The 26257-nt window shown below is 43.1% G+C and carries 23 protein-coding genes and 1 tRNA gene; 16 read left to right on the forward strand and 8 right to left on the reverse strand.

Annotation, left to right across the window (positions count from 1 at the left end; all coding sequences use genetic code 11):
• Positions 1-525: 525 nt before the first annotated feature.
• Positions 526-786, forward strand: coding sequence for a hypothetical protein (locus tag EO92_RS02945; RefSeq protein WP_235283147.1), 261 nt, complete (start codon positions 526-528; stop codon positions 784-786).
• 219 nt (positions 787-1005) lie between these two features.
• Here the strand turns inward: EO92_RS02945 and EO92_RS02950 are convergent, their stop codons facing one another.
• A complete protein-coding gene (locus EO92_RS02950) occupies positions 1006-2139 on the reverse strand; it encodes a hypothetical protein (protein WP_048169174.1) in 1134 nt (377 codons plus the stop codon).
• 677 nt (positions 2140-2816) lie between these two features.
• Positions 2817-2888, reverse strand: a tRNA-Gly gene (locus EO92_RS02960).
• A gap of 419 nt (positions 2889-3307) precedes the next feature.
• Between EO92_RS02960 and EO92_RS02965 the strand changes: the two genes are divergently transcribed.
• Together EO92_RS02965 and EO92_RS02970 are read left to right on the forward strand one after the other, a co-directional pair.
• On the forward strand, positions 3308-4645 hold the full coding sequence (locus EO92_RS02965; RefSeq protein WP_048169179.1) for a DHHA1 domain-containing protein: 1338 nt from the start codon (positions 3308-3310) through the stop codon (positions 4643-4645).
• A gap of 125 nt (positions 4646-4770) precedes the next feature.
• Positions 4771-5022, forward strand: coding sequence for a KEOPS complex subunit Pcc1 (locus tag EO92_RS02970; protein WP_048169181.1), 252 nt, complete (start codon positions 4771-4773; stop codon positions 5020-5022).
• A gap of 72 nt (positions 5023-5094) precedes the next feature.
• Here the strand turns inward: EO92_RS02970 and EO92_RS02975 are convergent, their stop codons facing one another.
• Positions 5095-7302 carry a lectin like domain-containing protein gene (locus EO92_RS02975; protein WP_048169183.1) on the reverse strand — a complete coding sequence of 736 codons (2208 nt, stop codon included), beginning with the start codon at positions 7300-7302 and terminating at the stop codon, positions 5095-5097.
• 615 nt (positions 7303-7917) lie between these two features.
• Between EO92_RS02975 and EO92_RS02985 the strand changes: the two genes are divergently transcribed.
• The 8 genes from EO92_RS02985 (at position 7918) to EO92_RS03025 (ending at position 15722) form a co-directional block, all read left to right on the forward strand.
• Entirely contained in the window at positions 7918-8187 is a 270-nt protein-coding gene (locus EO92_RS02985; protein WP_048169187.1) for a ferritin family protein, read from the forward strand.
• A gap of 228 nt (positions 8188-8415) precedes the next feature.
• Complete coding sequence (locus tag EO92_RS02990) at positions 8416-8874, forward strand: DNA polymerase ligase N-terminal domain-containing protein (RefSeq protein ID WP_048169189.1); 459 nt, start codon at positions 8416-8418, stop codon at positions 8872-8874.
• A gap of 238 nt (positions 8875-9112) precedes the next feature.
• Complete coding sequence (locus tag EO92_RS02995) at positions 9113-9484, forward strand: STAS-like domain-containing protein (protein ID WP_048169220.1); 372 nt, start codon at positions 9113-9115, stop codon at positions 9482-9484.
• A complete protein-coding gene (locus tag EO92_RS03000; protein WP_048169191.1) occupies positions 9477-10100 on the forward strand; it encodes a PIN domain-containing protein in 624 nt (207 codons plus the stop codon). Before EO92_RS02995 ends, EO92_RS03000 begins: the two co-directional genes overlap by 8 nt.
• A gap of 71 nt (positions 10101-10171) precedes the next feature.
• Entirely contained in the window at positions 10172-10306 is a 135-nt protein-coding gene (locus EO92_RS18725; protein ID WP_255350319.1) for a hypothetical protein, read from the forward strand.
• 355 nt (positions 10307-10661) lie between these two features.
• The gene (locus tag EO92_RS03005) at positions 10662-12026 is read left to right on the forward strand and encodes an ATP-binding protein (protein WP_048169193.1); all 1365 of its coding nucleotides are present in this window, start codon (positions 10662-10664) and stop codon (positions 12024-12026) included.
• Positions 12027-12662: 636 nt separating this feature from the next.
• Complete coding sequence (locus tag EO92_RS03015) at positions 12663-13469, forward strand: HNH endonuclease (protein ID WP_048169197.1); 807 nt, start codon at positions 12663-12665, stop codon at positions 13467-13469.
• Between the two features lie 795 nt (positions 13470-14264).
• Complete coding sequence (locus EO92_RS03025) at positions 14265-15722, forward strand: hypothetical protein (RefSeq protein WP_235283148.1); 1458 nt, start codon at positions 14265-14267, stop codon at positions 15720-15722.
• Positions 15723-16135: 413 nt separating this feature from the next.
• Here the strand turns inward: EO92_RS03025 and EO92_RS03030 are convergent, their stop codons facing one another.
• Positions 16136-17437, reverse strand: coding sequence for a phenylacetate--CoA ligase family protein (locus tag EO92_RS03030; protein WP_048169203.1), 1302 nt, complete (start codon positions 17435-17437; stop codon positions 16136-16138).
• A 509-nt stretch (positions 17438-17946) separates the two neighbouring features.
• Here EO92_RS03030 and EO92_RS03035 point away from each other — a divergent pair.
• Together EO92_RS03035 and EO92_RS03040 are read left to right on the forward strand one after the other, a co-directional pair.
• A complete protein-coding gene (locus EO92_RS03035) occupies positions 17947-18564 on the forward strand; it encodes an isoprenylcysteine carboxylmethyltransferase family protein (RefSeq protein WP_048169205.1) in 618 nt (205 codons plus the stop codon).
• Between the two features lie 129 nt (positions 18565-18693).
• Entirely contained in the window at positions 18694-19176 is a 483-nt protein-coding gene (locus EO92_RS03040; protein WP_048169207.1) for a hypothetical protein, read from the forward strand.
• Positions 19177-19296: 120 nt separating this feature from the next.
• On the opposite strand, the gene EO92_RS03045 is transcribed toward EO92_RS03040, so the two are convergent.
• Positions 19297-20364 carry a TIGR00374 family protein gene (locus EO92_RS03045; protein WP_048169209.1) on the reverse strand — a complete coding sequence of 356 codons (1068 nt, stop codon included), beginning with the start codon at positions 20362-20364 and terminating at the stop codon, positions 19297-19299.
• 290 nt (positions 20365-20654) lie between these two features.
• Here EO92_RS03045 and EO92_RS03050 point away from each other — a divergent pair, with 290 nt between their 5' ends.
• The 3 genes from EO92_RS03050 to EO92_RS03060 all read left to right on the forward strand — a co-directional run bounded on the left by EO92_RS03050 (position 20655) and on the right by EO92_RS03060 (position 23836).
• Entirely contained in the window at positions 20655-21503 is an 849-nt protein-coding gene (locus EO92_RS03050; RefSeq protein ID WP_048169210.1) for a type II CAAX prenyl endopeptidase Rce1 family protein, read from the forward strand.
• 466 nt (positions 21504-21969) lie between these two features.
• Positions 21970-22242: a DUF1294 domain-containing protein gene (locus EO92_RS03055; protein ID WP_048169212.1), complete on the forward strand. Its 273-nt coding sequence runs from the start codon at positions 21970-21972 to the stop codon at positions 22240-22242.
• A gap of 484 nt (positions 22243-22726) precedes the next feature.
• Complete coding sequence (locus tag EO92_RS03060) at positions 22727-23836, forward strand: inositol-3-phosphate synthase (RefSeq protein ID WP_048169214.1); 1110 nt, start codon at positions 22727-22729, stop codon at positions 23834-23836.
• A gap of 237 nt (positions 23837-24073) precedes the next feature.
• On the opposite strand, the gene EO92_RS03065 is transcribed toward EO92_RS03060, so the two are convergent.
• The 3 genes from EO92_RS03065 to EO92_RS03075 form a co-directional block, all read right to left on the reverse strand.
• Positions 24074-24358: a ferritin family protein gene (locus EO92_RS03065; protein ID WP_048163586.1), complete on the reverse strand. Its 285-nt coding sequence runs from the start codon at positions 24356-24358 to the stop codon at positions 24074-24076.
• 117 nt (positions 24359-24475) lie between these two features.
• Positions 24476-25615 carry a sorbosone dehydrogenase family protein gene (locus EO92_RS03070; protein WP_048169216.1) on the reverse strand — a complete coding sequence of 380 codons (1140 nt, stop codon included), beginning with the start codon at positions 25613-25615 and terminating at the stop codon, positions 24476-24478.
• A gap of 29 nt (positions 25616-25644) precedes the next feature.
• The gene (locus EO92_RS03075) at positions 25645-26160 is read right to left on the reverse strand and encodes a hypothetical protein (RefSeq protein ID WP_369793109.1); all 516 of its coding nucleotides are present in this window, start codon (positions 26158-26160) and stop codon (positions 25645-25647) included.
• Positions 26161-26257: the final 97 nt, after the last annotated feature.

A 26257-nucleotide genomic window follows, 5' to 3' on the forward strand; every position in this document is an offset into this window, starting at 1 on the left:
AAGTCAAGCGACTTCTGTAGCATTCACAGCTTCCAGAACAAAACTTGACAATAGAGTATAGGTTGAAATGTACAGAAACGTTGTCAGACAGCGTATTATGGAAGAGTTGACGGCTGTATCCCGCCATTAAAATGACAGGGATTAGCCTTAGACGCTCCTAAAGTACTCTGAATTTGAGATTCTGAATTTGAGATTCTGAATTTGAGATTCTGATTCTGATGCTCTGAGTCTGATACTCTGAATCTGAGATTCTAAATCTTATATTCGAAATCCGATACCAGAAATCTTATTTATTTCTTCTTCTCCTTTCTTTTCCATTTCTTTTTCCGGGTTCTACTATTTTTCTACTATTACTGATATTTTTACGTATCTGCATCTTGAAATCGGGAAATCTTGTCCAAGATAATCCTTTCTAAACCTGAAAACATCTCCAATTTATGGAGCTTAAAGCTCCAAATCTTTCAAATAAACAGCTATTTATTCAATCCCGAATCATTTTAAATGGGATATTTCAGGGGGAGTTTCTTGAGCGAGAGCGCAGAAAATTTATATAGAGTAAAGATTGCTTTTCAGTTGAGCTTTATTGTATGGGTCATGATTGGAATTTTCATGTTTTATGCTACTTTTGAGGCGCAGTCCAGAATGTTCGGGACATTTCTACTCCTCTTCTCAGTTATCCTTTTCACGCCTTTTCTCCCTGACGGAAGAGATTATGACGAATTTAAAAATATGGAAGACTACAAAAATCTGGACGGATATAAGGAAGAACCATTCGAAGAAGCATGATTTTTTCCTGCAAGATCCCTGGAACACTGATAACAAGGATCATAGATATGATAATTACTGTATCCGTTGGGTCGTGCCGGAGAAAGGGCTTTTCGTCCGCAAAAAGGAAAAGTTTCTGTCTGTAGTTCCTGCAACATCTCAGATACAGGAACACTCCAGAACGCAAGCTCTCTCTCCTTATGCACCAGCCGGGTGTCTCCTTAGCTTGCTTAATTTTTCTCAGGCTTCGGCGACTCCCAGGATTCGGGCAAGCTCCATACCCTCGGTTCCTATGGCTGAGAGTTCGCTTGAAGCTTCAGATTTCGAAACGTATTTTTCGGTCCGGACGCTTCCAGGTTCCTCCATTTTAATTGTAACTTCCCCTTTCGTGTATCCCCTTTCAATGCATTCCCTCACGAGCTTCCCATATATACCGGCTATAAGCTTCAGGCAATCAAACACAATGTTCTCTTCAACAGCGTTTTTGCCGTCCAGCAGGACCTGCCTGAGCCTTCTGGACTTGACGGATTTCGTGAAGAACTCTTTGAGCTTTACCATGAACATATAGAGAGCTTCCCTGTCTATAAGGGGAGCCAGTTTTTCGTCTCCTGTTATATCATGGTCCCCATACAGGATCCGTAAAGTCCTGTCATCTGCAGAGAGTGTGAACACGTGCTCTGCATCCTTGTCTTGAAGCACTGTTTTGACGCTGTTTCCTTCGTACTCGATATTCGTAATATGGAAATCGGATACATCCATCTTCTTTACTTTTTCTTCCCTGGACAGAATTCCACTCTTTGCCCATACAGGCAGAGTGAGTTCCCGAAGGTCCTCAACTTTTAGTGCACCGTGCGCAAAGTTCAGTTCAAACTCGTACTGTACGCCGTTAACTGAACTTACCTGCCTTCCTTTCAGTTCTTTGTCTTCAGCTGAAGCATAATAGGCATTTTCGGTCCCATATATGCTTGTTTCAAAAAAAGGGCTGAGGGTTGCGAGTATCCTGGTTTCAAGCTGCTGCACTTCCATAAGTGCCTGCCTGTTTAGCCTATCAATGTCTTCAAGCCTTTCATTCTTTTTTAACATGGATACAGTTGAAGAGGTCTCAATTGTTCTTGCTTTAATTTCAAGAATCTCCTCTGACTCCACTCCCTGCACACGTTCTTCCATATAATCAATGACGTCTTTCTGGAACTTATCTATCTCCTCGAGTCTTCTCTGAGAGATTGCTTTCTCTTCCTTATTCCCCTGCTTTATCCCTATAATTGATTTTTCGAGAGGTATTGCTTCTTTTGAAATCCTTATGAAGTCCTGCAGATCCTGGATAAAATCCCTCTGAACAGGAAGTTCCGTAGAGTCCTGAAAGGTATACTTCATTTTAAATTTCCCCCTGTAGCATAAAAAAGTCTTTTGTTAAATTATGTTTCTTCACATTTAAATCTGTGAGCATATACTTTTTACAAGGATACATTCTTTTTAGAATGATGCATACTTTTTAGACTGATGTTTTTAGACTGATGATATGACTCCTTCAATTGCCAGTATTTTTTTCATTACTTCTGAATCACTCTTTTAATGCTGAGTAATCATATTTTTATATTCTCTTTGTGGTTATCTAAAAAATACCTGGGTTTTTGAATATCTAATTTTTTAAAAATCATTATTAAACATAAATTTTTCATTTATGATTCTGCCACGTGTCAAATATTTTTTTGAACGCACTGTATCAAATATTTGCTTAAGTTAAATCATATTATCGTCACAGGATAATATAATAAGACATGTACTATATTTAATGTTGAATAATAATTGTCCATAGGAATTTGCCTGTTATTTTTTCTTGTGGGCAAACGAGAAGGCTTCAGCTTTGCAAGGAGCAGGAGAGAAAAACAAAAGATTCCAGTTTCGGATATTCTGAGTAATACCAGCCGATTAATCTGGAAAATTCCAAAAATCAGCAAAAAGAACAAAAATAACAAAAAGAGAAAAAAGGAACGAAAAATAGATTGGAACGACTCATGAAGGCAGACATATCTTAATTAATTATTAAAATATACACCAGTCGGGATTCGAACCCGAGTTCGAGCGTTGGCAACGCCCGGTGATGACCGCTACACTACTGATGTACGAGGCTGGCAGGGTGTCCTGCTACTCTTTTAGCTATATACTTTCTTATTTATTAAGTTGACCCCCGGAGATATTTTGTATGTCCGGGTCCCGGGAAAAAAACCCGCTTTAGTTACGGATATAAGGGTTTTTTCATTTGTCTGTCAGATCTGTTCTTTTTGCTTTTACTGTTTTCCTTATTCTTTATTCTTTATTCTTTATTCTTTATTCTTTATTCTTTATTCTTTATTCTTTGATCAGGATCTATTCCCTGTACAGTTTTGGGGAATTGTGTTTTATATTATCAAGCCAGTATAGATTGGCATCTTTCGTGAGCTGGCAACTAAGTATTTATCTCTGAAATATATCTATCTCTAAAATATATCGGTCTCTGTACCGGCCATCTCACTTTAACATTAAATTTTATGAGTGATGGGTTTTGAGCGAGCTTGAAAAACTGATTAACCTTGCAAAAAATGCAGCCGATAAAATCCGGAAGCATAACTTTGTGCGCGTAGTTTCACATAATGATGCTGACGGGCTGACTTCAGCCGGGATCATGGCCCAGGCCCTGCTGCGGGCAGGCATCCGTTTCCAGCTTTCAATAGCAGGAAAACTGGATGAGTCTGTGATCGAAGAAGTGAACAGTAGCATCTCTCAGGGAGAACTTGTCATTTTCTGCGATATGGGCAGCGGACAACCTGAACTTATAGGTAAGGTGGCGGCTGACGTAGTGGTGCTTGACCATCACCAGCCAGTAGGGCAGTCCCCTGCAAAAGCTGTGGTAAACGCCCATATGGTAGGAATCGACGGGGCAACGGATATCTCGGCTTCAGGCACCTGCTATCTTGTAGCCAGGGAACTTGGGACAGGAAATCTCGACCTTGCAGGGCTGGCAATTGCAGGTGCAGTCGGAGACAGGCAGCTTTTCCAGACTGCCAATGCCTTTATTCTGGAAGAAGCCTTGAAAGCAGGAGTTGTATCCATCAGGAAAGGGCTGAAGGTAGGGGATGGAAACCTTGCGGAGGTGCTCGCATACAGCACAGAACCTTTCCTGGATATAACCGGCTACCCTGAGAAAGCAGCGGAATTCTTAAACCAGCTTGGGCTCTCCGGAAACATTGAAAACCTGTCTGCGGAAGATATATCAAAACTTGCCAGCGCCATTGCCCTGAAACTTGTCAGACAGGCAAGCCCCGAGGCAATTGAAGCCGTCATAGGAGATATCTTCCTGCTGAACCGGGAGCTGGTGCACAATGTCTATGATTTCATCTCCATTCTGAATACCTGCGGGAAGCAGAAGGTTTACGGGCTTGCCCTGGCTCTCTGCCTGAAAGACTCAACTATTGTCAATGAAGCCCTCTCCCTTACAAAGGAGCATGAAAAGAACCTTGCCCTGGATATCCGGAAAAATGTGGAAAAAATTCGCAAAGGGGAGAATATCTGGTACATCAACACGGTTGATGCCCTTTCCACAGGAAGTCTTGCCACAACCGTAGTCAGATACCTCCACCCCGAACTCCCGTTCATCTGTTTAAACGAGTCCGAGGGAATCCAGAAGGTTTCTGCCAGGGGTACCCGCGAACTTGTATCAAAAGGTCTTGACCTTGCCTTTGCCCTCAGGGAAGCTGCAGGAGCAGTCGGCGGAAGTGGAGGCGGGCATAGTGTCGCATCCGGAGCCTCAATTCCTCTCGGAAGTACGGAGGAGTTCCTGAGCATCGCAGACCGGATCATAGGAGACCAGCTCAGGAAAAACGCCGGTGGGAAAGCAAAGTAAAGGAAATTTAAAGCAAGGAAATTAAGCCGGAAAATGACACGGCAGAAAGCTAAGCAGCAAAATCAAAGCAAAGCAAAAAGAAAAGAAAGCACGGGATTAACATAAAAAACGCATGAGGCATATTTATGAAAATCACAGGTACAATTGAGTTCCCTGACCCGAAGTCAAGAAAGTCAGCAGCCAGAATTCTGAAAGCCCTTTCCCCGGACAACCTGAGAAGTATGGAAAGCGAAATCAGCGATGAGAGGGTTGCTGTGCGGTTTCATTCTGAAAAAATTGGTTCTCTTCTTGCAACCGTTGACGATTTTCTTATGAATGTTAAAATAGGGGAAGGAGTCGAACAGACTCTGGAAAAAGAAAATAAGAGAGAAGTATAAATTAAGAAAGAAAATTAATAAAATAAACGGGAAACCTGGATTCTGTTTCCCGGCTGTTGTTAAACTGCTTTTTCAATTTGCAGGCCCTTCGCGCCAGAGCCTTATAAGTTCCATGAGCCTGTCGCCCGTGAGTTCTGCTCCGGTATCAGGGATCGGAAGACTGTTCTTATAGATATGTATCGCTTCCTGAAGCTCTCCTGTGCTTATGTTTGTTCCTTCCTGAGAGGTCGAATTGTCCCAGGGGTTCCAGTCGCGGACTGTCCAGTTCCAGGTGCTTACAACCGTTTCGCTTCCTGTTACAGCGCGGGCGGCAACAGTGTAAATTCCGAGCGAGGGAGCACTGTTGGAATAGGAACTGCTTTTAACACCGGATTCAGAATGCTTTACCACTCCGTTAAGGTACCAGTTTACAGTACTGTTATGGTTTGTGCTGATACTGAACTCTTGCTGATCTCCTTCATAGGTCGTGATATTTCCCCCGGGGTTTGCAGAGAGAATTGAGAGCGGAGTTATTGTTATGTAATTGCTCTTTGTCTCAGAGTCGAGCCCTTTCCTGTTGCTGACATTCAGAGATACAGTATAATTTCCGTATGAGGTATAGGTGTAGACCGGGTTACGGGCTGTTGAGTCCATAATTCCGTCCCCGTTAAAGTCCCATTCCCAGGAAAAGGCATTTTTCGAGAGGTCAGTGAACTGGACTGTGAGAGGAGAAACCCAGCTGGTGACATTTGAAGAGAATTCGGCTTCTGGGAGCGCATCAACAGTTGTGAAAGCTTTTATGCAAAGGTTTGTTTCTGAAAATTTAGATATTGATATTAGGTCTTGCCAGCTGTTTCCATCCTGACTTATATAGCTTTCTCCGGGGTTTGCCTGTGCTTTACTGCTGTAACTGTCAAGAGGCATCTCAATTGCAAGGAGGTACGGATCGGAAGGATTGCTGAACTTTATAACCACTGAAAATTTCTCCCCGGAAGTCAGGCTCACTGGCGAATTCAGCAGGTGGGTATGATATCCAGGCATCGGGCATACACCGTTTTCTTTTACAACAAAATTCTTTTCCGGATTAACGGGGCCAGTTGTCGGGTTTTTATAAACGTATATCTCATAAGCCGTATCAAGATCCTTAGTATAGAATCCTATAGCCTCCAGTTTTTCGTCCCCTTCCGAAGAAAATACATTGCCCCCCCAGGCAGTTGAATATTCAGGATACCCCAGTGAGTTTATCCATCCGAGTGGGTCATACTGGTAAATGGAGTCAAAGTTGTCCTTTTCTGCAGCTGTAAACACTGCGTTTTCGTTGTATCCGAGCCTGGTGTCATAATAGGAAATATAGAAGTATCCTTCTTCCCCAAAGGTTTCTCCCCAGCTGTTCTTTACGATAAAAGCCCCGTCCCCGGGAGGAACCTGTTTGAACATGTTCCGGTCAAAAAAATCGTTCCAGCCTACGAGAGTTATTGCGTGATTGGCATCACTTGAGCCTGTGTATCGATATGTGTAGTTTTTGTCCTGGTAATCGAGTGAGTTCCAGTACATTGTGGAGTATACGGCCCCGTAATCCATAAGTGCCTTTTTAATCACCTGATTGTCCAGAGATCCTGTTCTTTTGGGCAGTAAAAACACTTCCTGGATATGTTTTTGCACTTGAAGTCCCGTAGGGGAGTAGATCGAAGTTTCACTAAAAGGATCTGCGGATTCGTCTATGGGTCCGCTCCATCGGGTAAGATACGCCATAGATATGAATGCATTTCCGCCATTAGCAGAAGTAAGGTCAAAACCGTCGGAATAATATTTTGTAACAAGGTTTTTCATGTTATTTTCGGAAAAGTCTCGAGTTTTTCCTTCTGTCCCCAGAATGTAAGATTCAAGGGACGCAATGCTCGAAAAGGCCCAGCAGCTTCCGGTCTGTCCCTGGTTCTTCACAGAGGTGACCTTTCCTTCCGCACGCAGGTCATATGTTGCAGGAAGTTCCGGGCCTGATACTCTAAACAAAAGCTTTTCCACAGGCCTTGAGAGCCCTGAGAGGTTTACCGGAGAGGGTATATATCCAGTACCTGAAATGTGGCCGTAATCAGAAGACGAGATGGGTTCAACCGGATCTGACCGCCCGGGCTCCAGAAACTCGGGGTTCAGAGGAGCCATTTCAATCGCAGGTTCTGAAATGGATTTATTGTTCAGGGGCAGATCTAAGTTTTCGACACTTCCGGCGGCAAAGTTCGGGATGCCGAATAAGCACGAAAATAAGATTGTAAATGTAAGCAGGAGGGAATTTATTTTCTTCAAGAATTCTCGGCCTCGGGTAGGATCAATTTTTGGTTAACTGACAAGATAGTACAGAGTAACTGGTACGCTGGGATTTTTCTGGATTCAAATCTCCGGACTATATACAAATCGTAAGCGGATCTTCAACGATCATCAGTGTAATTAATATTCTTCAGTAAATCCCTCTTTAATAAAATTATAGGGGGTTAATTTATGAAATTTAGATATAAGTTCGTTCCTATCTTTGTATATTTATTACTGAACTACTCAAGTTATTTGCGTAGGTAATATTCCCTTAAAATGAATTTTTATCTTAAAATTAGATTCTAAAGGCTGGGTATTTTCTCTTTTGTTCAAAGTAAATAAGTTTGCGGGCGTATAAATATTTGTTGAATGTAAAAATAAAATTTTGAAAAAACAGTGAAAGGGTTTATTGCTCCAAATTTTATTCATTACGAAATATTTTTTTTCTGTTATTGGGTAAAAATAAGTTAATTTGTCGATATTGTTGCCGTCTTTCTTCTTATTATTTAACACTAAATAAGGACCTGTTTCTAATGAGTGGTTCCCAATAGAAAGAAACATTAAGTTTGCCTTTCCATACCTTTACAGGGCATACTTACAGGGGGTAAAATCTTGCTTTCGGAAACACTCGCAGACCTAGAAAATACCAGCCAGAAAGACATTGATAAGGAAATCCTGAGAGCCGCAATGATTGCAGAACTGGATGCTATCAATATCTACGAACAGATGGCAAACCTGACTAAAAATGAGGACGTCCGTACAATTCTCCTTGACATCGCCAGGGAAGAAAAGATCCATGTAGCCATGTTTGAGACCGTGCTCCTGCAGACTGATGAGGAGTTTTTGCAAGTCTACGTAGACTATGCGCTTGCCAGAAAATGAACGAAGAATAGTTCGCGCCTTCTTTTTTTAACTTTTTATGAATTTTCTTCATCGATTTTCAGTGATTTTCTTCATAAGCCTCTTTTTCAAATTATCAGTGATCTTCTTCATAAGCCTCTTTTTCAAGCTTTACGGGTCATAAGGCAGAAAGCTCCGATGCTTTAGCTAGGAGTAGTTTACCGCATAATCCTTTATACTCCTCAACACCATATTTTCTATTGATCTTCCATGCTTGAGGAATATGCGAAGAAGAGAGATTTTGAAAAGACCTCCGAACCTCCAGCTAATGGTTTTGAAAAAAGTTTCGATAAACCTGTTTTTGTGGTCCAGCGCCATGATGCAACCAACCTTCATTATGATTTTCGCCTGGAGATGGATGGGGTCTTGAAAAGCTGGGCAGTCCCTAAGGAGCCGCCTAAAAATGCCGGTACCAAAAGACTTGCTATCCAGACTGAAGACCATCCGCTCGAATACGCCGATTTTGAGGGAGAAATCCCTGAAGGAGAGTACGGAGCTGGCAAGGTTGAGATCTGGGATAAGGGTACTTTTGAGCTTCTGAAGCGTAACGAGAAAGAAATTGTTGTAATGCTTCATGGGGAAGAGCTCGAAGGGGATTATGTACTGATAAGGACAAAGTACGGAAAAGAGGACAAAGGATGGCTTTTTTTCAAGAAAAAAGCTGATTGAAGAGTTATTGGTGGTAGGGGCTATTTTGGTCAACTGAAAGGTAAACCGACAAAGTTATTGAAGGGTAGCAGGAAAAAGTGTTCTAGAATAATTATTAAAAGGTATTGAAGGAAAGAAGGATTATTAAAATTTTTTGAAGGGAAACTGGTAAAAGGGGTGAAGGTTTTTGTCGCCAGGTGCCCGGCTCAAAATTATGCTTCTAATTGTGCCTTTTGATACACAATGCGGGAGTGATTTTATGGGAACGGTTACGGAAGAGAGGGTGAAAGTAAGAATTATTGAGACTGCAGGAAGCAATTGCTGTGTTGCAGCCTGTGATGGGCAGAAGGTGCATGACAGGATTGCAGACGATTTCCGCAAAAACCGGAAGGTTGAGCTCTCTTTTGCAGAGACTGACGAACTTACGCCTGCCTTTCTGAATGCGGCTGTGGGGCAGCTTTACGGGACTTTTCCGGCTGAGCTGATTGAAAAAACCCTTTCTTTTACGGATCTTGACCCTGAAGATGAGGTTATCCTCAAGAGAGTCATGGAAAGGGCAAAAAGCTATTTTGAACATGCATATTCCTGCAGAAAGGCGCTCAGGGATGTGATCGGAGGTGAAGATGCATAAGAGTGTCCACCGCGCAGTAGTTTATCCGTTAAGGCGCAGTGTGAGGCTTCGCCCTTTAAAAGCCCTGCCTGTAAAGCCCAGCCCGGCTCCTGTCCATTCCACAGTGACTTATGATTATCCTGCAGAACAGAGTTATTTCTTTGACACCAACATCTGGCTCTATATTTACGGCCCTATAGGCTGGCCTGACCAGAAGTCAGCCAGATATTCCAGAGTTTTAAAAGAAATCCGGGATTCAAACGGCACGATCTATATAAACTGCATGATAATCTCGGAATTTATCAATGCCTTCTCAAGAATCGAGTTCAAACAGCAGACCGATTATTCGAGGTTCAAGGAGTTTAGAAACTCGCTCAGCTTCCGTCCCATTGCCGAAGACATTGCTTCAAATGTCCGAAAAATCCTCCGAAATACCCTCGCCTGCGACCCTGACTTAAAAGTCATAGACCTGCCTGAAATCATGCACTTCTTTGAACAGGGAAAATACGACTTCAATGACCTCATCTTTGCAGAAATCTGCCGCACAAAGGGCATGGTTTTTGTAACTCATGACAAGGACTTCAGCGACATGGGAGTTGAGGTCCTGACCGCAAACGAGAAGCTGCTTCACAGGTGAGCAATTCTTCGATTTAGCTCATCAAGCGTCTTTGCCTGGTTAGAGATCTACTTCTATAATCTCGAGCCCTGATGCTGGCTAAATATATTTTTCCAGCCATGGGCCTCCCCCTCTCAACGCCGGCAGTTTTCAGGTTTTTTGTAAAAAGTTTCATGGTGGGGGATGATGTGGAGGAGGAATTCTCAGTGGGGCATCCGATGGAATAATTTTTTTGTAGTGCTGTGGAAACCCTGTTGTGAATAAATTTGCATATTTTCAGCCGTTATTAGGAAGAAAGAGAAATGGTATGTCTTCCGAGTGTCCGCCAAATGTATTACTGTAAAATTATATTGTTTAATGTTCTGCTAACTTTCCTTTGTAATCTGTTTGTTCAGGATATAAATTTCGGGAACGGTGGCGTATAGTTCATGTGACCGAGGATAAAAGAGCAGACTGTAGTGTTAAATAGCAAATGAAAAAGAGGACTTTTTAGATTTGAAGTAACGATATTCTAGTAATCCGCATCTTTTATAAGACCTCAACTTTATCTTAGAACTCAAGATCATCTTGAAGGTCCTTTCTATGAGTTCTTACTTCCAACTGAAAGAGTCTGAAAACCTTGAACTGAAGAAATCTACCGCGCAGTTAAAGCCAGCAGTGATTTCAATAGCTGCAATGCTTAACAAGCATCAGGAAGGCAAATTATACTTTGGGATTAAGGACGACGGGGCCGTCGTGGGGCAGGAAATCGGGGCAGATACTTTGAGGACCATTTCTCAGGCTATTTCAGCTCATATAGAACCAAGTGTTTATCCTGTTATCCGACAGGTAACATTCCAGGGAAAGCCCTGTATAGAAGTTGAGTTTCAGGGAAATGATGTGCCATACTTTGCATACGGTAGAGCTTATATTCGCATTTCTGATGAGGACAAGCCCCTGAGTGTAAAGGAACTTGAGAATCTGATTATTAGGAAAAATAAGGATCAGTTGAAGTGGGATCGGGCAGTTTGCAAGGAAGCAAGCCTGGAAGACATCAGCGAAGAAAAAGTCAAGTTCTTTGTAAAAGAAGCGGGAAAGGAGTACCAGGGGCTGGAAAATTCCCTGAAAAAATTAAAGCTCGTAGAAGACGGAAAATTAACAAATGCCGCAGTAATCCTTTTTGGCAAAAAACCAGAGGACTTTTTCCCTAATGCAAGACTCAGGTGCGCAGTTTTTGCCACTGGTGATACATCCTATATTATTGATATGCAGGATTTTACAGGTGACCTGTTTCATCTGATTGAGGAAGCAGAAAAATACATCCTCAAAAATATCCACATTGGAATGCGGCTAGAAGGCCTTAAGAGAATAGATGTCCCGGAGATCAACAAAGAAGCGATACGAGAAGCCATCATAAATGCCTTTTGCCACCGAGACTACTATGAATATGATTCCGTAAATGTGGCCATATTTAAAAACCGTATGGAAATCAGAAGTAAAGGTCTCCTTTATGGCGGGCTCACTATCGAACAGATCAAGACCGAAATGGTCTCTGAGCGAAGGAATGAACTGATAGCTGAAATTTTCCATGAAATTCACTGGATTGAAAAATGGGGCAGGGGGATAAGCCTGATCCTTTCAATGGAACAAGATGCTGATTTTAAAGAGGTTGGAACTCAGTTTATTGTTACTTTTAAGAGGAAACACTTTGAAGAAGGTGAAGAAGGAGATAGAGAAAAGGTCGGAGAAAAGGTCGGAGAAAAGGTCGGAGAAACTCTAACCCAAAATCAAGAAGTAATACTTAGTTTGATTAGAGAAAATCCACGAATTTCAGCTAGGGAACTTTCCGATAAAGTAGGCATTTCCGCAAGAAAAACTGAAGAAAATATTTATAAATTAAAGAAAAAAGGTTTCCTCAAAAGAGTCGGGCCAGCCAGAGGTGGACACTGGGAAGTCGTTGAAGAATGAGGAACTGGGGCCGCTTGTGGGGCCGTCTGAATATAACTGTTTTATTATATTTCCCGGCGGGCTGCTCCCCTTTCTCCCCCACCTACCGTTTATCCAGTTCTCTACTATTTTATCCCGCGACGAAATCCCCAAAATCATAATATCCTCAAACCGGACCCCGGAATGCAAGCTCATATGAGTGAGTAAATATATTTTTCAAGCCATGGGCCTCTCTCTCAACGCCCGGCAGGTTTCAGGTTTTTTGTAAAGGATTTCATGGTGGGGGATGATGTGGAGGAGGAATTCTCAGTGGGGCATCCGGTGGAAGAATTTTTTATAGAGCTGTGGAAACCCTGTTGTGAATAAATCGAAGAAGCTATTGAGAACCTGAAAGAAGCAATTGAACTCTACTTCAAAGATTAGGATGCTCAGATCCCGGCAGCTGGCCAGGTTTTTACCACAACGGTAGAAGTTTCTTTACGTGCCAAAACTTCCCACCCCGTCAGCTCATGAAGTCGCCAGACAACTATTATTTTTGTCAAAAAGTTACTTTTTATTACCGGGCCTTTTAAAATATATGCACAATCAGACGTTTTTTCCAGAACGTTTTGGACAAAATCAAAGAATTTATTAATTTAATAAGTTCTCCTGTATTACATGCTACTTTTCAAAAATTCAGCTAAAACTATGGAAGGTGTTCTCAATAACGCAAAACATGCTACAGATGGAAAACCACATCATGTAAAGCCGGGAGATATAATCTTAATAGCTCAAACGAAAAGCACATTATTGCCTAGACAGAAACCAATTCGATGGATAATGAATTTTGTGTCCTGTGAAGAAGACGTAGACAATTTAAGCGATGAACTCTGGGGAAAGCACTGGCGATATCTAATTAACGGAGAAAACGTAAGGCCTGTGGAACCTTTTGATATAAATGAAATAAAAATTACTTCCAAGAATTACGACGCAGTTCAAACTTTTGCTGTGATAGAATCTGAAGATGAAAAAGAAGTATTGAATTGGATCTCAGAATCAGTAAATGTATATTCATGTGGCACGGAGATTATCCCGGAGGAGTTTAAAGAAGGAAAAACTCTGGACTACGATGAACTTCTAAAAAAATTAGATATTAAATACAGAAATACTCCGGAATTTAAAGAAACTATAGTTGAATTAATACAAAGACCTTCTTTACTATCTAACGCCATTAAAGAGAAATATGGGTATAAATGCATGATTTGTGGATATCCGGGATTTTTAAAAAAAGATGGCGAAAAATATGCAGAAGTCCACCATATGATAGAGCTAAATAAAAAGGCTCCAGAAACACTTCAAAGCTGGAATTTATTAGTTGTTTGCCCACTTTGCCATAAAAAACTGCATTATGCAGATGTGAAATCAGAGTTTTTAGACCCCGGATGGAAAATAGTGATTAATGGCGAGGAGCACATTAGTAAGTAAGTGTTTCTTTCTTCTGGTGTTACAAAAATAGTTTTCTGCGAAATTTCCGCTTGTGCAAAATCCAATTCCACTTTTTCTCTGCCGGTTGTGCGGGGTTTGCCTGACCCCTTCCTACAGATAACATATAAAAACAAAGTTATATCTCTCTTCCTGATAGGACTGAAACAGACTCCTTGCTATCGAATCTCAATCAGGCTGAAAAAACATGGGCCGACAGACTGATCGGCTGTCCACCATTACCGGGTTGATGTTTCACGATTAAGTATTAAGTGAAACGAATGTTTGCGTTTTTGTGTAATGGACACATGGCGGCTCCAGCCAAATTGAAGTGCGGAGCAAGAAAGAACACGAGATTTACGGCATTTTGAAAAAAATATCAACCAAATAATAAGGGACTACCAAGATCATTTGGAGAGTATTTATTTCAGTCGAATACCCCGCTGGCTTGCTGCGGGGTGCGCCAGCTCAACTTTGATTTTAACGAAATAGGAACAAGTCAAAACAGGATGGTGATAAGGAATCATGTGGACTGTTAACAGATCGACTCTCTAATTTTAGTCAACGTTCCACCAAGATTTCTAATATATTTAATTATAATTATATTATCTGTCGCAAAGGTTTACACTTAATTTTTAGAACGAATCAAAAGCACACTGTCTTAGAAGATGTTGAAGAGATCCTCTCTTTTCGAAGTGTAATTCTTCTTTTTTAGTGTAATTCTTTGCGAGAATAACTATAGCTGACAGGGGGATATGGTATATGAAAAATTATATATTAGTTATACTGCTTGGCATTTTGTTCACAATATTAACAGGAACTGGCCTCGCGCAGAATGAAACATCTGATTCGGAGGCTTTTCGACAGGCTTTAGAACAGAACGGATTCACTGTACAGGACGGTGAGCTGGGATACTTTGATCTAATCAAGTTATTAGAGGAAGGAGTATTGCCTTCTGCATACGGAAACAATCCCACCACAAAATATGTGGCATTTTTTGTTCCAGCGGCATCTGGTCATGAAGTAGATGAACGGATTTCTAAATTAACAAGTACACTCGGGATGAGCGGGAATACAACTCCGTTCTGGAACCTTGGTCCTGATGAAGCTGTTGTTTTCGTGGGAAGAACACCGCCGGAATGCAGGTACTTCAGTTACGATAATTACATTATGCACAGGACATATGGGAATGAGAAAAGATGGCTCTTTTCCAATATAGCAGATACGTTGAACAGCCTGGTTATCAAAACCGAAGGGACACCAGATGGACAGCCTGGAAATCCTTTCAATCAAACCACGGTAATAATCATTACGGCCGACAGAGGCATTGATCAACGCATCCGGGCTGCTGCCCAATCAGTGGGGTATTCGGATAACATAACCAACACCCAGATGCTTCCCTCATCCATATTAAACATGGGTCTGGAGAATAACTCCGATACATTTGCCGCATTTGTCCGCCCAGCCTTACTCAATGACACGCAGGCTGGTGATGATTACATAAATAATACACCTGCAACTGTTTTCCGGATTACTCCCAACGAAACTGTGGAACTTGACCCGTATGATTATCCGGAGCTAAGGGTCCGCGGAACCGGGCAAACAGAGTTTGAGCTTACGGATGATCTCGAAGAGCTAAAGATTGCGATTCTTGATAAATATAACGAATCGAATGCCACAGAGCTTCCGACCAGTCAGGCAGTTCCTGTAGGGAGTGACGCTATTCAGAGAGGAATTAACGCTGTAGGTCCTAACAACGATGCATGCTATCTATGGACAGCAAACCAGATGGTCTCTTCGCCGACACCTCCTTTCTTTAACACCTCACAGTACTATCCTTTCCTGCAAGACCCGGCAATTACTCTGGGCAACGATACCAATGAATTCATAATCGTCTATGGGGTTAACCATGTAGCCACAGGAAAGGCGACGTACTCAAACTTCGCAATATACGGAGCTGATGTGTGGAATGGTGTCAGAGCAATCACAGACGCAGATTTCAGCGGGTCTGCTGAGGAATATCTCCCTGACAATCCCAATGCGAAATACCTTTATGTCTACAAGCTAGCCAGGAACTGCAGTGAAGATGATCCATACTGCTATGAGGTTCCCTCTGGTGTGGGAGTTCACGGCATAGAGCCGGATCAACCGCTTTTCATTGCCTGGAGGGCCTACATGGAAAACTCTACAAAAACCGGGCCAGCCTACTCAGAGATCGTATACGATCGGGCTATAAAGTTCGACCCAATGAGTTAAGGTAAGAGGAACGGGATATTAAGGCAAATTCAAGCTCTGGCTGATATGTGTTACCTGCAAACACATATCTTCATTTTTTAGATCTACAATGCCAGAGCTGTATTTTATAATACCTTTTTGTTGCTTAGAATGGTTGAAATGAAAAAATTTTAGGTTTCAGCTTTTTTCAGAGCTTCCTTTGATAAAATTCGAGGATTCCATCTTTTTTGCAGACTTCACGGAAAGGCCGCTCTCCTGCGTCGAGCGGGAGGTTGCTCGGGGTACTAATCAGCAGTACTTCAAACCGGATGCTTTTTGGAAAAAGGAATTGAAATTTGGTTTAACGGACGCAAAAAAGAGTTAAAGGAAAATCAGAGAATAAAAATTCCCTGATTATTTAAGTTACTAAACAATAATTTAAAGCTTCGGGTGGCTCAGATCTGCGGCCTTCTGTCGATGATCCTCTTTGCCTTTCCTGTGGTCCTTTCGATGCTGCCTTTCTCAAGGAGTTCGACGTTTGTGCGGATGTTGAGGACGGATTTGAGTTCCCGCTGGACGTGGTCCTGGATAGCTTTGAGGTCTTTGAGGTCGCCGGTGAAGGCGTTTTCTTCGAGTTCGACTTCTACTGTGAGTTCATCGAGCATGTGTCTGTTCCGGTCAAGGATTAACTGGAAATGTTCGCTTACCTGAGGGATTCGGGAGATGACGTCCTGGATCTGGGAGGGGAAGACGTTGATTCCGCGGACGATCATCATGTCGTCTACTCTGCCGAGCAGGCGGGAGATCCTGGTTGTAGTACGACCGCAGTCGCATTCGGACTCAAGGAGGCGGGTCATGTCACCTGTGCGGTATCTTATGTTGCAGAAGCCTTCCTTGTTGAGGGAGGTTAAGACGAGTTCGCCTTTTTCGCCTTCGGATACCTGTTCTCCGTTTTTATCCAGGACTTCGACAAGGAAGTTGTCGTTCCAGATATGCAGGCCGTTCTGTTCCTGGCACTCGAAGCCGACGCCGGGCCCCATCATTTCTGAGAGGCCGTAACAGTCATAGGCTTTGAGGTTCAGGCGCTTTTCAAGCTGTTTTCTGGTGTTTTCCGACCAGGGTTCGCCTCCGAAAATGGCTGCTTTTAAGGAGAGTTTGTCTATGAGGCCAAGCTCTTCTGCGGTCTCTGCGAGGTAGAAAGCGTAGGAAGGGGTGCAGTGGACTGCGGTTACCCCGAAGTCGATCATCATCTCAAGCTGGCGGGCGGTGTTGCCTGTTGCTGCCGGCACGACCATGGCTCCCATCCTCTCTACGCCGTAGTGGAAGCCCATGCCTCCGGTAAAAAGGCCGTAGTTCATGGAGTTCTGGATCACATCGCCTTTTGTAAGCCCTATCATTGTAAGGCTCCGGGCGATCAGGTCTGACCAGGTCTCAATGTCTTTTGCAGTATATCCGACAACCGTGGGCTTCCCGCTGGTCCCTGAGGAGGCGTGGATGCGCACGATGTCCTCTTTCTTTGCAGCAAAAAGGCCGAATGGATAGTTGTCCCGAAGGTCTGTTTTGCGTGTGAAAGGCAGTTTCCGGACGTCCTCAAGGGTTTTGATATCCTCGGGAGCGACTCCAGCCTCTTTGAACTTCTGCCTGTAGAAAGGAACATTGTCATAGACCAGCTTTGCACTGTGCTGCAGGCGTTTCAGCTGTAGTCTCTTCATTTCTTCGGGATCCATTGTTTCATATTTCGGCTGCCAGTATTTCATTAAAAGGACCTTCTTTGGATTTGTAAAACTGTTCTCCAGTTGTAAATTTTAATGCATGGGTGCCATGTCTCTACATGTCATGCTATGTTAAGTAATCTTATGAGTAATATAAAATGTTTGGAAAAATCAAACTGTACTGTAAGCCTTCCCACATATAAATATTGTTGAGTGAACTGTTCGGGTTGGGAAGGGTAGTAAATTTAGTGGGTTCGAATTTCATTGCCTGCACAAGATTCGGAGGTAATAGGTAAAGGCGAAAGGTAAAGGCGAAAGGTAAAGGCGAAAGGTAAAGGCGAAAAAACACAACGCTGTTTTGCGAGAATAACGTACAATCATTTTATTGAAAGTTGACTCAATAAAAAACTCGGTATAGATTAATTTCTAAGAAATGAAAAAATAATTGCCTGCAATTCCCTGCACTTCTAATATTTTTAAGGCATTATAAGTAAACTTTTCATACTGGTGTGGAAATATAAGCTATATAAATAAAATAAGGGGGACTTCTGGAATTGGTTTCTTCCAAAATTACTGCTGTTATTTCTCTGGTAGCATTTGCATTTATTCACAGCCTGACTGCGAGCCTGCCCTTCAAACGCTTTGTCATGAGAGTTGCTGGTCCCAGAGCAGAAATGCTCTATCTGCCGGCATACAGCCTTACCGCGGTGCTGACGATATTGCCGCTTGTCTATCAGCTCTACAAAAATCCGGGGCGGGTTCTCTACAAAATACCTTCGCCCTGGCGCTGGCTGATGGTCGGTGGGCAGTTGATTGCCGGAATGCTTGCCCCCATGGCTTTTCGTGATGCTCCGCACAGGTTCAAAATAAGCTCGCAGCTATCCGGCCCGCAGGCTTCCGAAGCAGACGCCCTGAAGATCCGGGGCATTTACCGGTGGGTAAGGGATCCTTTCCTGCTCTCGGGGATGGTCACGATATTGCTTACTCCCATTATGACCGTCAATCTGCTTGTCATATACCTTTTGACCACCATCTATCTGTTTCTTGGGTCCCTGCACTGGGAAAGCAGGCTGGTTGCACAGTTCGGTGATGAATACCGGGAGTACCAAAAACGGGTTCACAGGATAATCCCCAGGATTAAGGGGAACGTTAAAGAATCTGATAGACTCTGATCAACCCCCTGTTAATATCTAACGTTAAATATAATTGAAACCCTATTTAACGTAAACTCCGGAAATACAATTAACTATGCCCGGAAGAAAAACTATGTCCAGAAGAAACCGGCAGGTTGGCGAAAGCTTATGATAAAAGCAGGCAGTTCTTTTCTTCACAACGGAAAGCGCGGTACTATCGGCGCTGTAATCTCGCTCAAAGGAGTGCTTTACATGGTTACGGTTTCCCATATATTCCGGGGGGAAGGTGACCATCTAACAGTTAATGGAATGAAACTTGTTGTTACGCGAATCTTGAAAGACCATAACTTAGCCCTGATAGAGTTTCCTCCTGGCACTGCAGTTGAAATCACCGAATTTGGCAGCCCGGCAGAGCTGGAGCTGGCTGAGCTTGTCAATGACACCCGTACTATCCATTATTGCAGGGTGGTTAATTCCGGAGCTTCACTGCTTTTCCTGGGTTTCCAGTGCCATGATATGCCGGAGCCGGAGGATAGCGGTTCTCCTGTCGTACAGGGAGGGAAGGTAATAGGAATGATGTCCTCAACAACACTGGACACCTGCATGGGAATGGCGGTTTCATCCAATGTTCTCCGCAGTCTGGAAATATAAAGAAAAACTCATTTTTAACCAGGTTGATAACAGCCAGATTTACAATTATCTAAAATTCAAATCAAATAGTAGAATTTTCATAGAATGGAAATTTTTACAGGATAGAAATTTTCACAAACTTCATCTATTCTGCAAGTAAAATGCAATCGGAAAGCCGATTAATGTGGGGATCCAGAACGAAAAAATCCTGTAGCTGAGAACGGCCACAACTGCTATCGGACCCGGCACTCCCAGGCCTGTGTACAGGGCCGCCATAGTGCTTTCCACAATCCCTACCCCACCGGGAAGGAGAAAAGCCAATCTCCCGAAAAGCAGGGGCAGGCCATATCCTACAAGCAGGACGCTCGGGCCTATTGGGTTTCCGGCAGCTATGAAGAAAAAGTAAAGGGTCAGCATATCAAAGCTGGCGGTAAGTGCTGCCCCCATGGCCGGGCGCTTCCATCCCCCTTTTTCGAGCAGGTCGAGGGCTGCAAACATACGGCAGACTGTGGTTTCAGTTGCCTTCGGGGTATAGGGCCTGTGCAGGACCCTGTAAAAAAAGGCAGCTTCCCTGACAGCTCCGGATGTGAACCCATCCCTGTGGCGTTTTCCCCAGCTTACTGCTGCAATGCCCAGGCCCAGCCCACTAAGGATCAGGAGAAAGGCAAGGATCTGGGTGGAGGAAAGCTCGCGTACTGCCAGCAGCCGGAGTATTCCGACAATTCCCAGTATTACTAATATTGTGTTGTTAAAAAGGGTGGGCAGGGTGCCTGCAAGCCCCGAACCTTCGGCGCTGACGCCCTGTTTCCGTACCCAGCGGTATGTAGCTGCCCCATTTCCAAGTGGCCCTCCTGCAAGCAGCCCGACGCTTGCTGCAGCAAGGGTTATCAGTATGCCCCTGGGTACCGAGAGTTTCTGGTTTACGATTACTGCAATCGAATGCAGGAGATAGCCGCTTCCCATATAGCTTATAGTCTGGGCAAGGGCAGCCAGCAGCACGGCCCACAGGGCCATTGTCCTGATAACCTGAAGGGACTCTTCAACTGAAGCAAGCTGGGGAAGGATCAGATGAACAGCCAGCCCCAGGAAAATAAGGGTTGGAAGGTAACGGCCCGCCTTCAAGACAAGTGGAGGAGGCGAAACCAGGCTTTTATGGTTATTATCTTGATTTTCCGGCGCCTGAAAACCTTCCTGTTCGTTTGGATCCATATCCAATCCTCTGAATTAGATCTCAAATCCCCTGACTTAGATATCCGGGTACTGTCCGTGAGTTATTGAGTAATTCGGGTAAAACTGGCACATTTTCCTTTTTGCATAAATTTGAAAACCACCCTTATGATTGCGGTTTTCAGTAACTGATCCCCAAGACCGGATTTTAGCGAAGTACTGAATTTAGTAATAATAGCACAATTAATAGCACAATTAATAGTACAATTAAGTTTCAATCAAAAGATATTTCGTAATAAAGAGTATTTATATTTGCTAAATGGGAGGTTTATATGGACACAAAAGTTATTCGCAATGTTGTTGTGTTTATTGTTGTTGTTGTTCTCAGTGGGTGGATAGGTATTCTTGTAGACTCTGTCCTTCCCGAGCAACCAGAGGGAGATTCTCTTGGTCTGGGGATATGGTTGGTATTGCCTATGCTGACTGCAATTGCAATCACTATATTTTCAAAGGGCAATTGGAATGATTTTGGTTTCAAGCCGAATTTCAAAGGAAACATAAAATGGTACTTGATTGCTGTTTTGATTTTTCCTGTTGTAACAGCAATCGTTCTGATAATCGGGGCTACAACAAAATGGATTGACTTATCAGCATTCGACCTCAGACCTTTTATTTTGCTGTTTTCCAGTACTCTGTCATTTACTTTTATTAAAAATATTTTTGATGGGGCTCCTTTTTATGGTTATCTAACTTCACAACTCGTCAAATTAAATCTTAATGATTGGAAGATATATCTCATTGTTGGCAGTCTTTGGGGAATCTGGCATGCTCCATATTGTCTGGTCTTTTTACCTGAAACAGATATCCAAGCAGTGTTACCTGTCAGCCGAGCTATATTTTTCATTGTTCTTATTATAACAATAATATGCTGGACGGTGATGTATGTTGAGCTTTTTAGGGTAACAAAATCAATTTGGCCGTGTGTTGTATTACATACTGTAGAGGATTCGCTAGTAAATCCTTTAGTTATATCAGGTTATATCAGCATTGTAGCAGGAAAAGAAATTCTTATTTCACCAATCATTGGGATTATTACTTCAATTCTTTACTTATTTGTTGGCTTAGGAATAAGAACTTATAGAAGACAGGCAAACCAGATGCTTTTAGTTAATGGAGAATAATATTTTAGGACTTACGCACTTGAAGTACAAAATCAAATCCAATATGCGTTGTGGGCAAATTCACGAATTAAGGTAATGAAAGTGAGTTATTGAAATCCGTAAGCACAAGAACCTCTGTACATATTCCTCAAATACGGGAGATGTACTCGCTTTTTCTGAATTGATCAATAGCTCACAGACACGACCGATATCCGATCCTCTGACCTTAGATCTCCAATCCTCTGACCTTAGATCTCCAATCCTCTGACCTTAGATCTCCAATCTTCTGAACTTAATATCCAATCCTCTGACCTTAGATCTCCAATCTTCTGACCTTAGATCTCCAATCCTCTGATCTTAGATATCCATTCTCATTTTATTTTTCGTTTTCTGACAGCATTGACACAAAAATGAGATCGAATTAAGGATAAACTATTTCCTGTAAAGCATCACAGCCTTTAATTATTATTACGGAGAATTCTTTTCCATGACAGAGACTGTTTACCTTCTTTTCCCTATCGTCTATGCTGTCCTTAACGCAGCTTCATTTGCCCTTTATGGGCTGGACAAATATAAAGCAAAAAAGGAAATGTGGCGAATCTCGGAAAAGACCCTGCTGACGATTTCCCTTTTCGGGCCGATCGGTGCATGGCTCGGAATGATGCAGTTCAGGCATAAAACCCAGAAGCCCATGTTCAGGTACTCTGTGCCGGCTTTTATTGGAATTCACCTTCTTTTGGTGCTCTGGATAAACCTGTAAGTCTATAGCAACCTGTAATGCTTCTTATTACTGGATTTTGTTAAAGTCTCCTGTTAAGAGCATAAATTGATTCTAAAAGGTATAAGAGCCTTAAACATCATGGAATAGCTAAAACCGCATATAAAAGCTGGATATACAGTATCACATTAATTCTTTTTTTTGTAAAACGTTTTTTATAGTATTTTCTTCATAAGATAAGAGGCATCACAGTTTTCATTCCTTGTCCTGGATGGGGTACACTCTGGCGATTGGCTTTGGGAACTGCAGATAAATAGGGGACTGAGGAATTAAGATAACCTGGGAATTAAGATAACCGGGAAATAAAGACAACTTGAGAATTAAGATAACCGGGAAATTCAGACAACCTGGGAATTAAGATAACCGGGAAATTCAGACAATCTGGGAATTAAGATAACCTGGGAATTAAGATAACCTGGGAATTAAGATATCTGATACTATTATTGAGCTTATTTGGGGGGTTTCAATGGCAGGTAAAGATAGAATAAAAATTGCCATTGCAGGAGTTGGGAACTGTGCAAGTTCTCTTCTGCAGGGGATTGAGTATTACAGAAAAAAAGAGGATGCAGATGCAATCGGTCTGATGCATCAGGATCTTGGAGGCTACTTCCCATATGACATTGATGTGGCAGCAGCTTTTGATATTGACAGGAGGAAGGTTGGAAAGGACGTATCAGAAGCAATATTTTCTCTTCCGAACTGCACAGCTGCTTTCTGTCCGGATGTGCCGAAAACAGGTGTTAAGGTAAGCCTGGGAAGGGTTCTGGACGGCTGTTCCGAACACCTTATCAATTACCCTGAGGAATGCAGGTTCCTGCCTGTGGAAGGCGAGGGTGCGACAAAAGAGGATATCGTAAGCATCCTGCAGAATTCAGGAGCCGAGATCCTTGTAAATTACATGCCTGTAGGTTCCGAAGAAGCTGCCCGTTTTTATGCCGAATGCGCCCTTGAAGCCGGATGTGCCTTTATCAACAACATGCCTGTTTTTATTGCGAGCAATCCAGAATGGGCAAAACGCTTTGAAGAAAAGAAGCTTCCAATCATTGGCGATGACATCAAGTCCCAGCTCGGAGCGACCATAGTTCACAGGACTCTTGCCGACCTTTTCAGAAAACGGGGCGTAAAGCTGGAAAGGACATACCAGCTTAACACCGGTGGAAATACTGATTTCCTTAATATGCTAAACCGGGACCGGCTTGTATCCAAAAAAATCTCGAAAACCGAAGCCGTTCAGTCCGTGCTTTCCGAGAGGCTTGAAAACGGAAATATCCACGTGGGTCCTAGTGACTATGTTTCCTGGCAGAAAGACAACAAAGTCTGCTTCCTGCGTATGGAAGGAAAACTCTTTGGGGATGTACCAATGAATCTCGAACTCCGGCTTTCGGTAGAAGACTCTCCGAATTCTGCCGGGGTTGTAATTGACGCTATCAGATGCTGTAAACTGGCACTTGATAGGGGAAAAGGCGGAATTCTTTATCAGCCATCTGCATATTTCATGAAACACCCTCCAAAACAGTATCCGGATGATGAGGCATACCGTATGATTGAGGAGTTTATTGCAGGGAATCAATATTGAAATAAACACTTAACGTAGAACACATAAAATAGAAATCCGTATTAAAGGAAATTGATACGGTAATAAAAGCAAAACAATTTCCAAATAAAAGTTAAAATAGTTAAGTAAGGACTTTCCCTGGAATCTTTATATCATCCAGAGAAAGTTCGAAGCTTAAAAATCAGAGGATTTATCCTATTTTTTATCCGGACAACTCTTCATTCTACTTTTTATCCGGACAACTTTTCCTCGGACTGTTTATTTGGACAGCTCTTCTTCTACTTCTTCGGCTCCGGCTTCAAGTTCCTCCTTTTGCTGAGTATCGAACCGAAGTAAAAGCGCCTGAAACTCCCCAACGTGCGTTTTTTCTTCCTTTGCTATATCCAGCAGTACTGCTCTTATATTATCATTTTTGGTAAGAGCAGCCATCTGCTCGTAAAGGTTTACGGCATCAAGCTCGGCAATAATGCCGGCTCTGAGGATTTCTTTGTCGATCTCGTCTTCAGATACATTCTTAAGATCTATAGGAATTTTAGATAACAATTTATTCCCCCTGCTTACTGTGTATGATGTATAATCATAAGTATTTTTACAAACATTGGAACTTTTTATGAAGGGATTATTAACTAGCTCCTCTGACGCGTTTGCAAGGTATTCGGATCAGCTGTAACTGATCCTGTAGATGGCATTATTTTTATCATCCGACACAAGCAAAGCTCCGTCAGGCATTACAAGGACATCCACAGGCCTTCCCCAGGCTGCAAGCCCCTGGAGCCAGCCTTCGGCAAAAGGCTCATAACTTACAGGGGTTCCGTTTTCCAGCCTGACCAGAGTAACCCTGTACCCTATGGGAATTTTCCTGTTCCAGGAGCCGTGCTCGGCAATAAAGATCTGGTTCCTGTATTCTTCAGGGAACATCGTGCCTGTGTAAAAGGTCATCCCAAGGGAGGCCACATGAGGGCCCAGTTTTACCTCAGGCGGCGTGAACTCGGAGCAGTTCCTGAGTCCTCCAAATTCCGGATCAGGGATATCGCCTGCATGGCAATAGGGAAAGCCGAAATGCATCCCTGGTTCAGGCGCCCTGTTGAGTTCGTCCGGAGGTGAATCATCCCCAAGCCAGTCCCTGCCGTTGTCAGTAAACCATAATTCTTCGGTTTCAGGGTGCCAGGCAAAACCGACCGTATTCCTTATCCCTCTTGCAAAGATTTCGAGCTGGCTCCCGTCCGGCTCCATCCGCATGATCGTTCCATAACGCTCGTCTTCCCCTTCGCAGACATTACACGGCATCCCCACAGGCACGTACAGTTTTCCATCGGGACCGAATTTGATGTATTTCCAGCCGTGTAAGCGGTCGGATGGGAAATCTTCGTTGACCACGACTGGCTCAGGCGGGGTTTCAAGCCTGGCTTCAATGTCGTCATAGCGGCTCACCCTGGAAACTTCGGCTACATACAGGGAACCGTTCATGAATGCCACCCCATTTGGCATATCCAGGCCCTCGGCAAGCACAATTACCTCATCGGTTTTATTGTCCCCATTCCGGTCAGGGATGGCATAGACTTTTCCAGTGTTAAGGCTTCCTACAAAAAGCGTCCCGTTTGGACTGAGGGCCATGGACCTTGCCCCTTCAACATTTTCGGCGTAATAATCAATGGAAAAACCGGGCTGGAGCTCGATGCAGGCCGGTCCTGTCCCGTTTTCCCCGCAGTTATCAATCGGCACGGTTCTCAGGACGGCATAAGCTGCAAAAATAAGGACAACAAAAACAAAAAATCCAAGTATTATCTTTGTTCCCTTCATTCTCCCTTCCTTTTACTTGAAATTCACTCTCATTTGAGAGTCATTGCAGTGTTGATAAGTTCTTTTTCGGTTTTAGGGCTGGCATATCCCTGCCCTTTCCAGCGGACAATACCTTCAGGGTCCAGTAAAAAAACGTAGGCAAGGTTTGTATTTTCCATTCCAAGGGCTTCCTGGTAGCTGGAATAGTCCCCATAAAAGGTGACCACGTTATCATGTTTTTCCACAGGTATCCCTCCTCTCATTCCGGAATCAATCATCCAGGAGAAGACCTTCCAGCCTTTGTTTATCATCGGGACTTCGTAGACCGTAAAAATGCTGTTTTTTCTGAACTCCTGCTCAAAAGGTTGAGCCCAGGAGTCGATCATGCTCTGTGAACTTCGCACAAAAGCAATACAGATGAGTGCCACCTTTCCCTTCACTGCCCCCGGAAGGGTAACAACCCTACCTGCAAGTGATTTTGATGTGATTTCAGGGAACGGCTGTCCGATTATTTCTTTTCCGATTTTTGAACTACTCTGCTCTGCTTTAATGAAATCCCCCCGGATTTAAGCTAAATAAAAATCGAAGATATTAAGATTATATATTTCTCGGCTTTATAGCTGTCTCTTATACACATCTGACGCTGCCGACGAATAGAGAGGT

It is taken from the genome of Methanosarcina sp. 2.H.A.1B.4 (genome assembly GCF_000979385.1).
Classification (GTDB): domain Archaea; phylum Halobacteriota; class Methanosarcinia; order Methanosarcinales; family Methanosarcinaceae; genus Methanosarcina.

Excerpts from the sequence above, each read along its gene's own strand:
- EO92_RS02995 (WP_048169220.1), top strand. The coding sequence starts at position 9,113 with ATGGGAACGGTTACGGAAGAGAGGGTGAAAGTAAGAATTATTGAGACT.
- EO92_RS03015 (WP_048169197.1), top strand. The coding sequence starts at position 12,663 with ATGCTACTTTTCAAAAATTCAGCTAAAACTATGGAAGGTGTTCTCAAT.
- EO92_RS18725 (WP_255350319.1), top strand. The coding sequence starts at position 10,172 with ATGCTGGCTAAATATATTTTTCCAGCCATGGGCCTCCCCCTCTCAACG.
- EO92_RS03000 (WP_048169191.1), top strand. The coding sequence starts at position 9,477 with ATGCATAAGAGTGTCCACCGCGCAGTAGTTTATCCGTTAAGGCGCAGT.
- EO92_RS03060 (WP_048169214.1), top strand. The coding sequence starts at position 22,727 with ATGGCAGGTAAAGATAGAATAAAAATTGCCATTGCAGGAGTTGGGAAC.
- EO92_RS03040 (WP_048169207.1), top strand. The coding sequence starts at position 18,694 with ATGATAAAAGCAGGCAGTTCTTTTCTTCACAACGGAAAGCGCGGTACT.
- EO92_RS02990 (WP_048169189.1), top strand. The coding sequence starts at position 8,416 with ATGCTTGAGGAATATGCGAAGAAGAGAGATTTTGAAAAGACCTCCGAA.
- EO92_RS03030 (WP_048169203.1), bottom strand. The coding sequence starts at position 17,437 with ATGAAATACTGGCAGCCGAAATATGAAACAATGGATCCCGAAGAAATG.
- EO92_RS03070 (WP_048169216.1), bottom strand. The coding sequence starts at position 25,615 with ATGAAGGGAACAAAGATAATACTTGGATTTTTTGTTTTTGTTGTCCTT.
- EO92_RS02970 (WP_048169181.1), top strand. The coding sequence starts at position 4,771 with ATGAAAATCACAGGTACAATTGAGTTCCCTGACCCGAAGTCAAGAAAG.
- EO92_RS03055 (WP_048169212.1), top strand. The coding sequence starts at position 21,970 with ATGACAGAGACTGTTTACCTTCTTTTCCCTATCGTCTATGCTGTCCTT.
- EO92_RS03045 (WP_048169209.1), bottom strand. The coding sequence starts at position 20,364 with ATGGATCCAAACGAACAGGAAGGTTTTCAGGCGCCGGAAAATCAAGAT.
- EO92_RS03005 (WP_048169193.1), top strand. The coding sequence starts at position 10,662 with ATGAGTTCTTACTTCCAACTGAAAGAGTCTGAAAACCTTGAACTGAAG.
- EO92_RS03050 (WP_048169210.1), top strand. The coding sequence starts at position 20,655 with ATGGACACAAAAGTTATTCGCAATGTTGTTGTGTTTATTGTTGTTGTT.
- EO92_RS02950 (WP_048169174.1), bottom strand. The coding sequence starts at position 2,139 with ATGAAGTATACCTTTCAGGACTCTACGGAACTTCCTGTTCAGAGGGAT.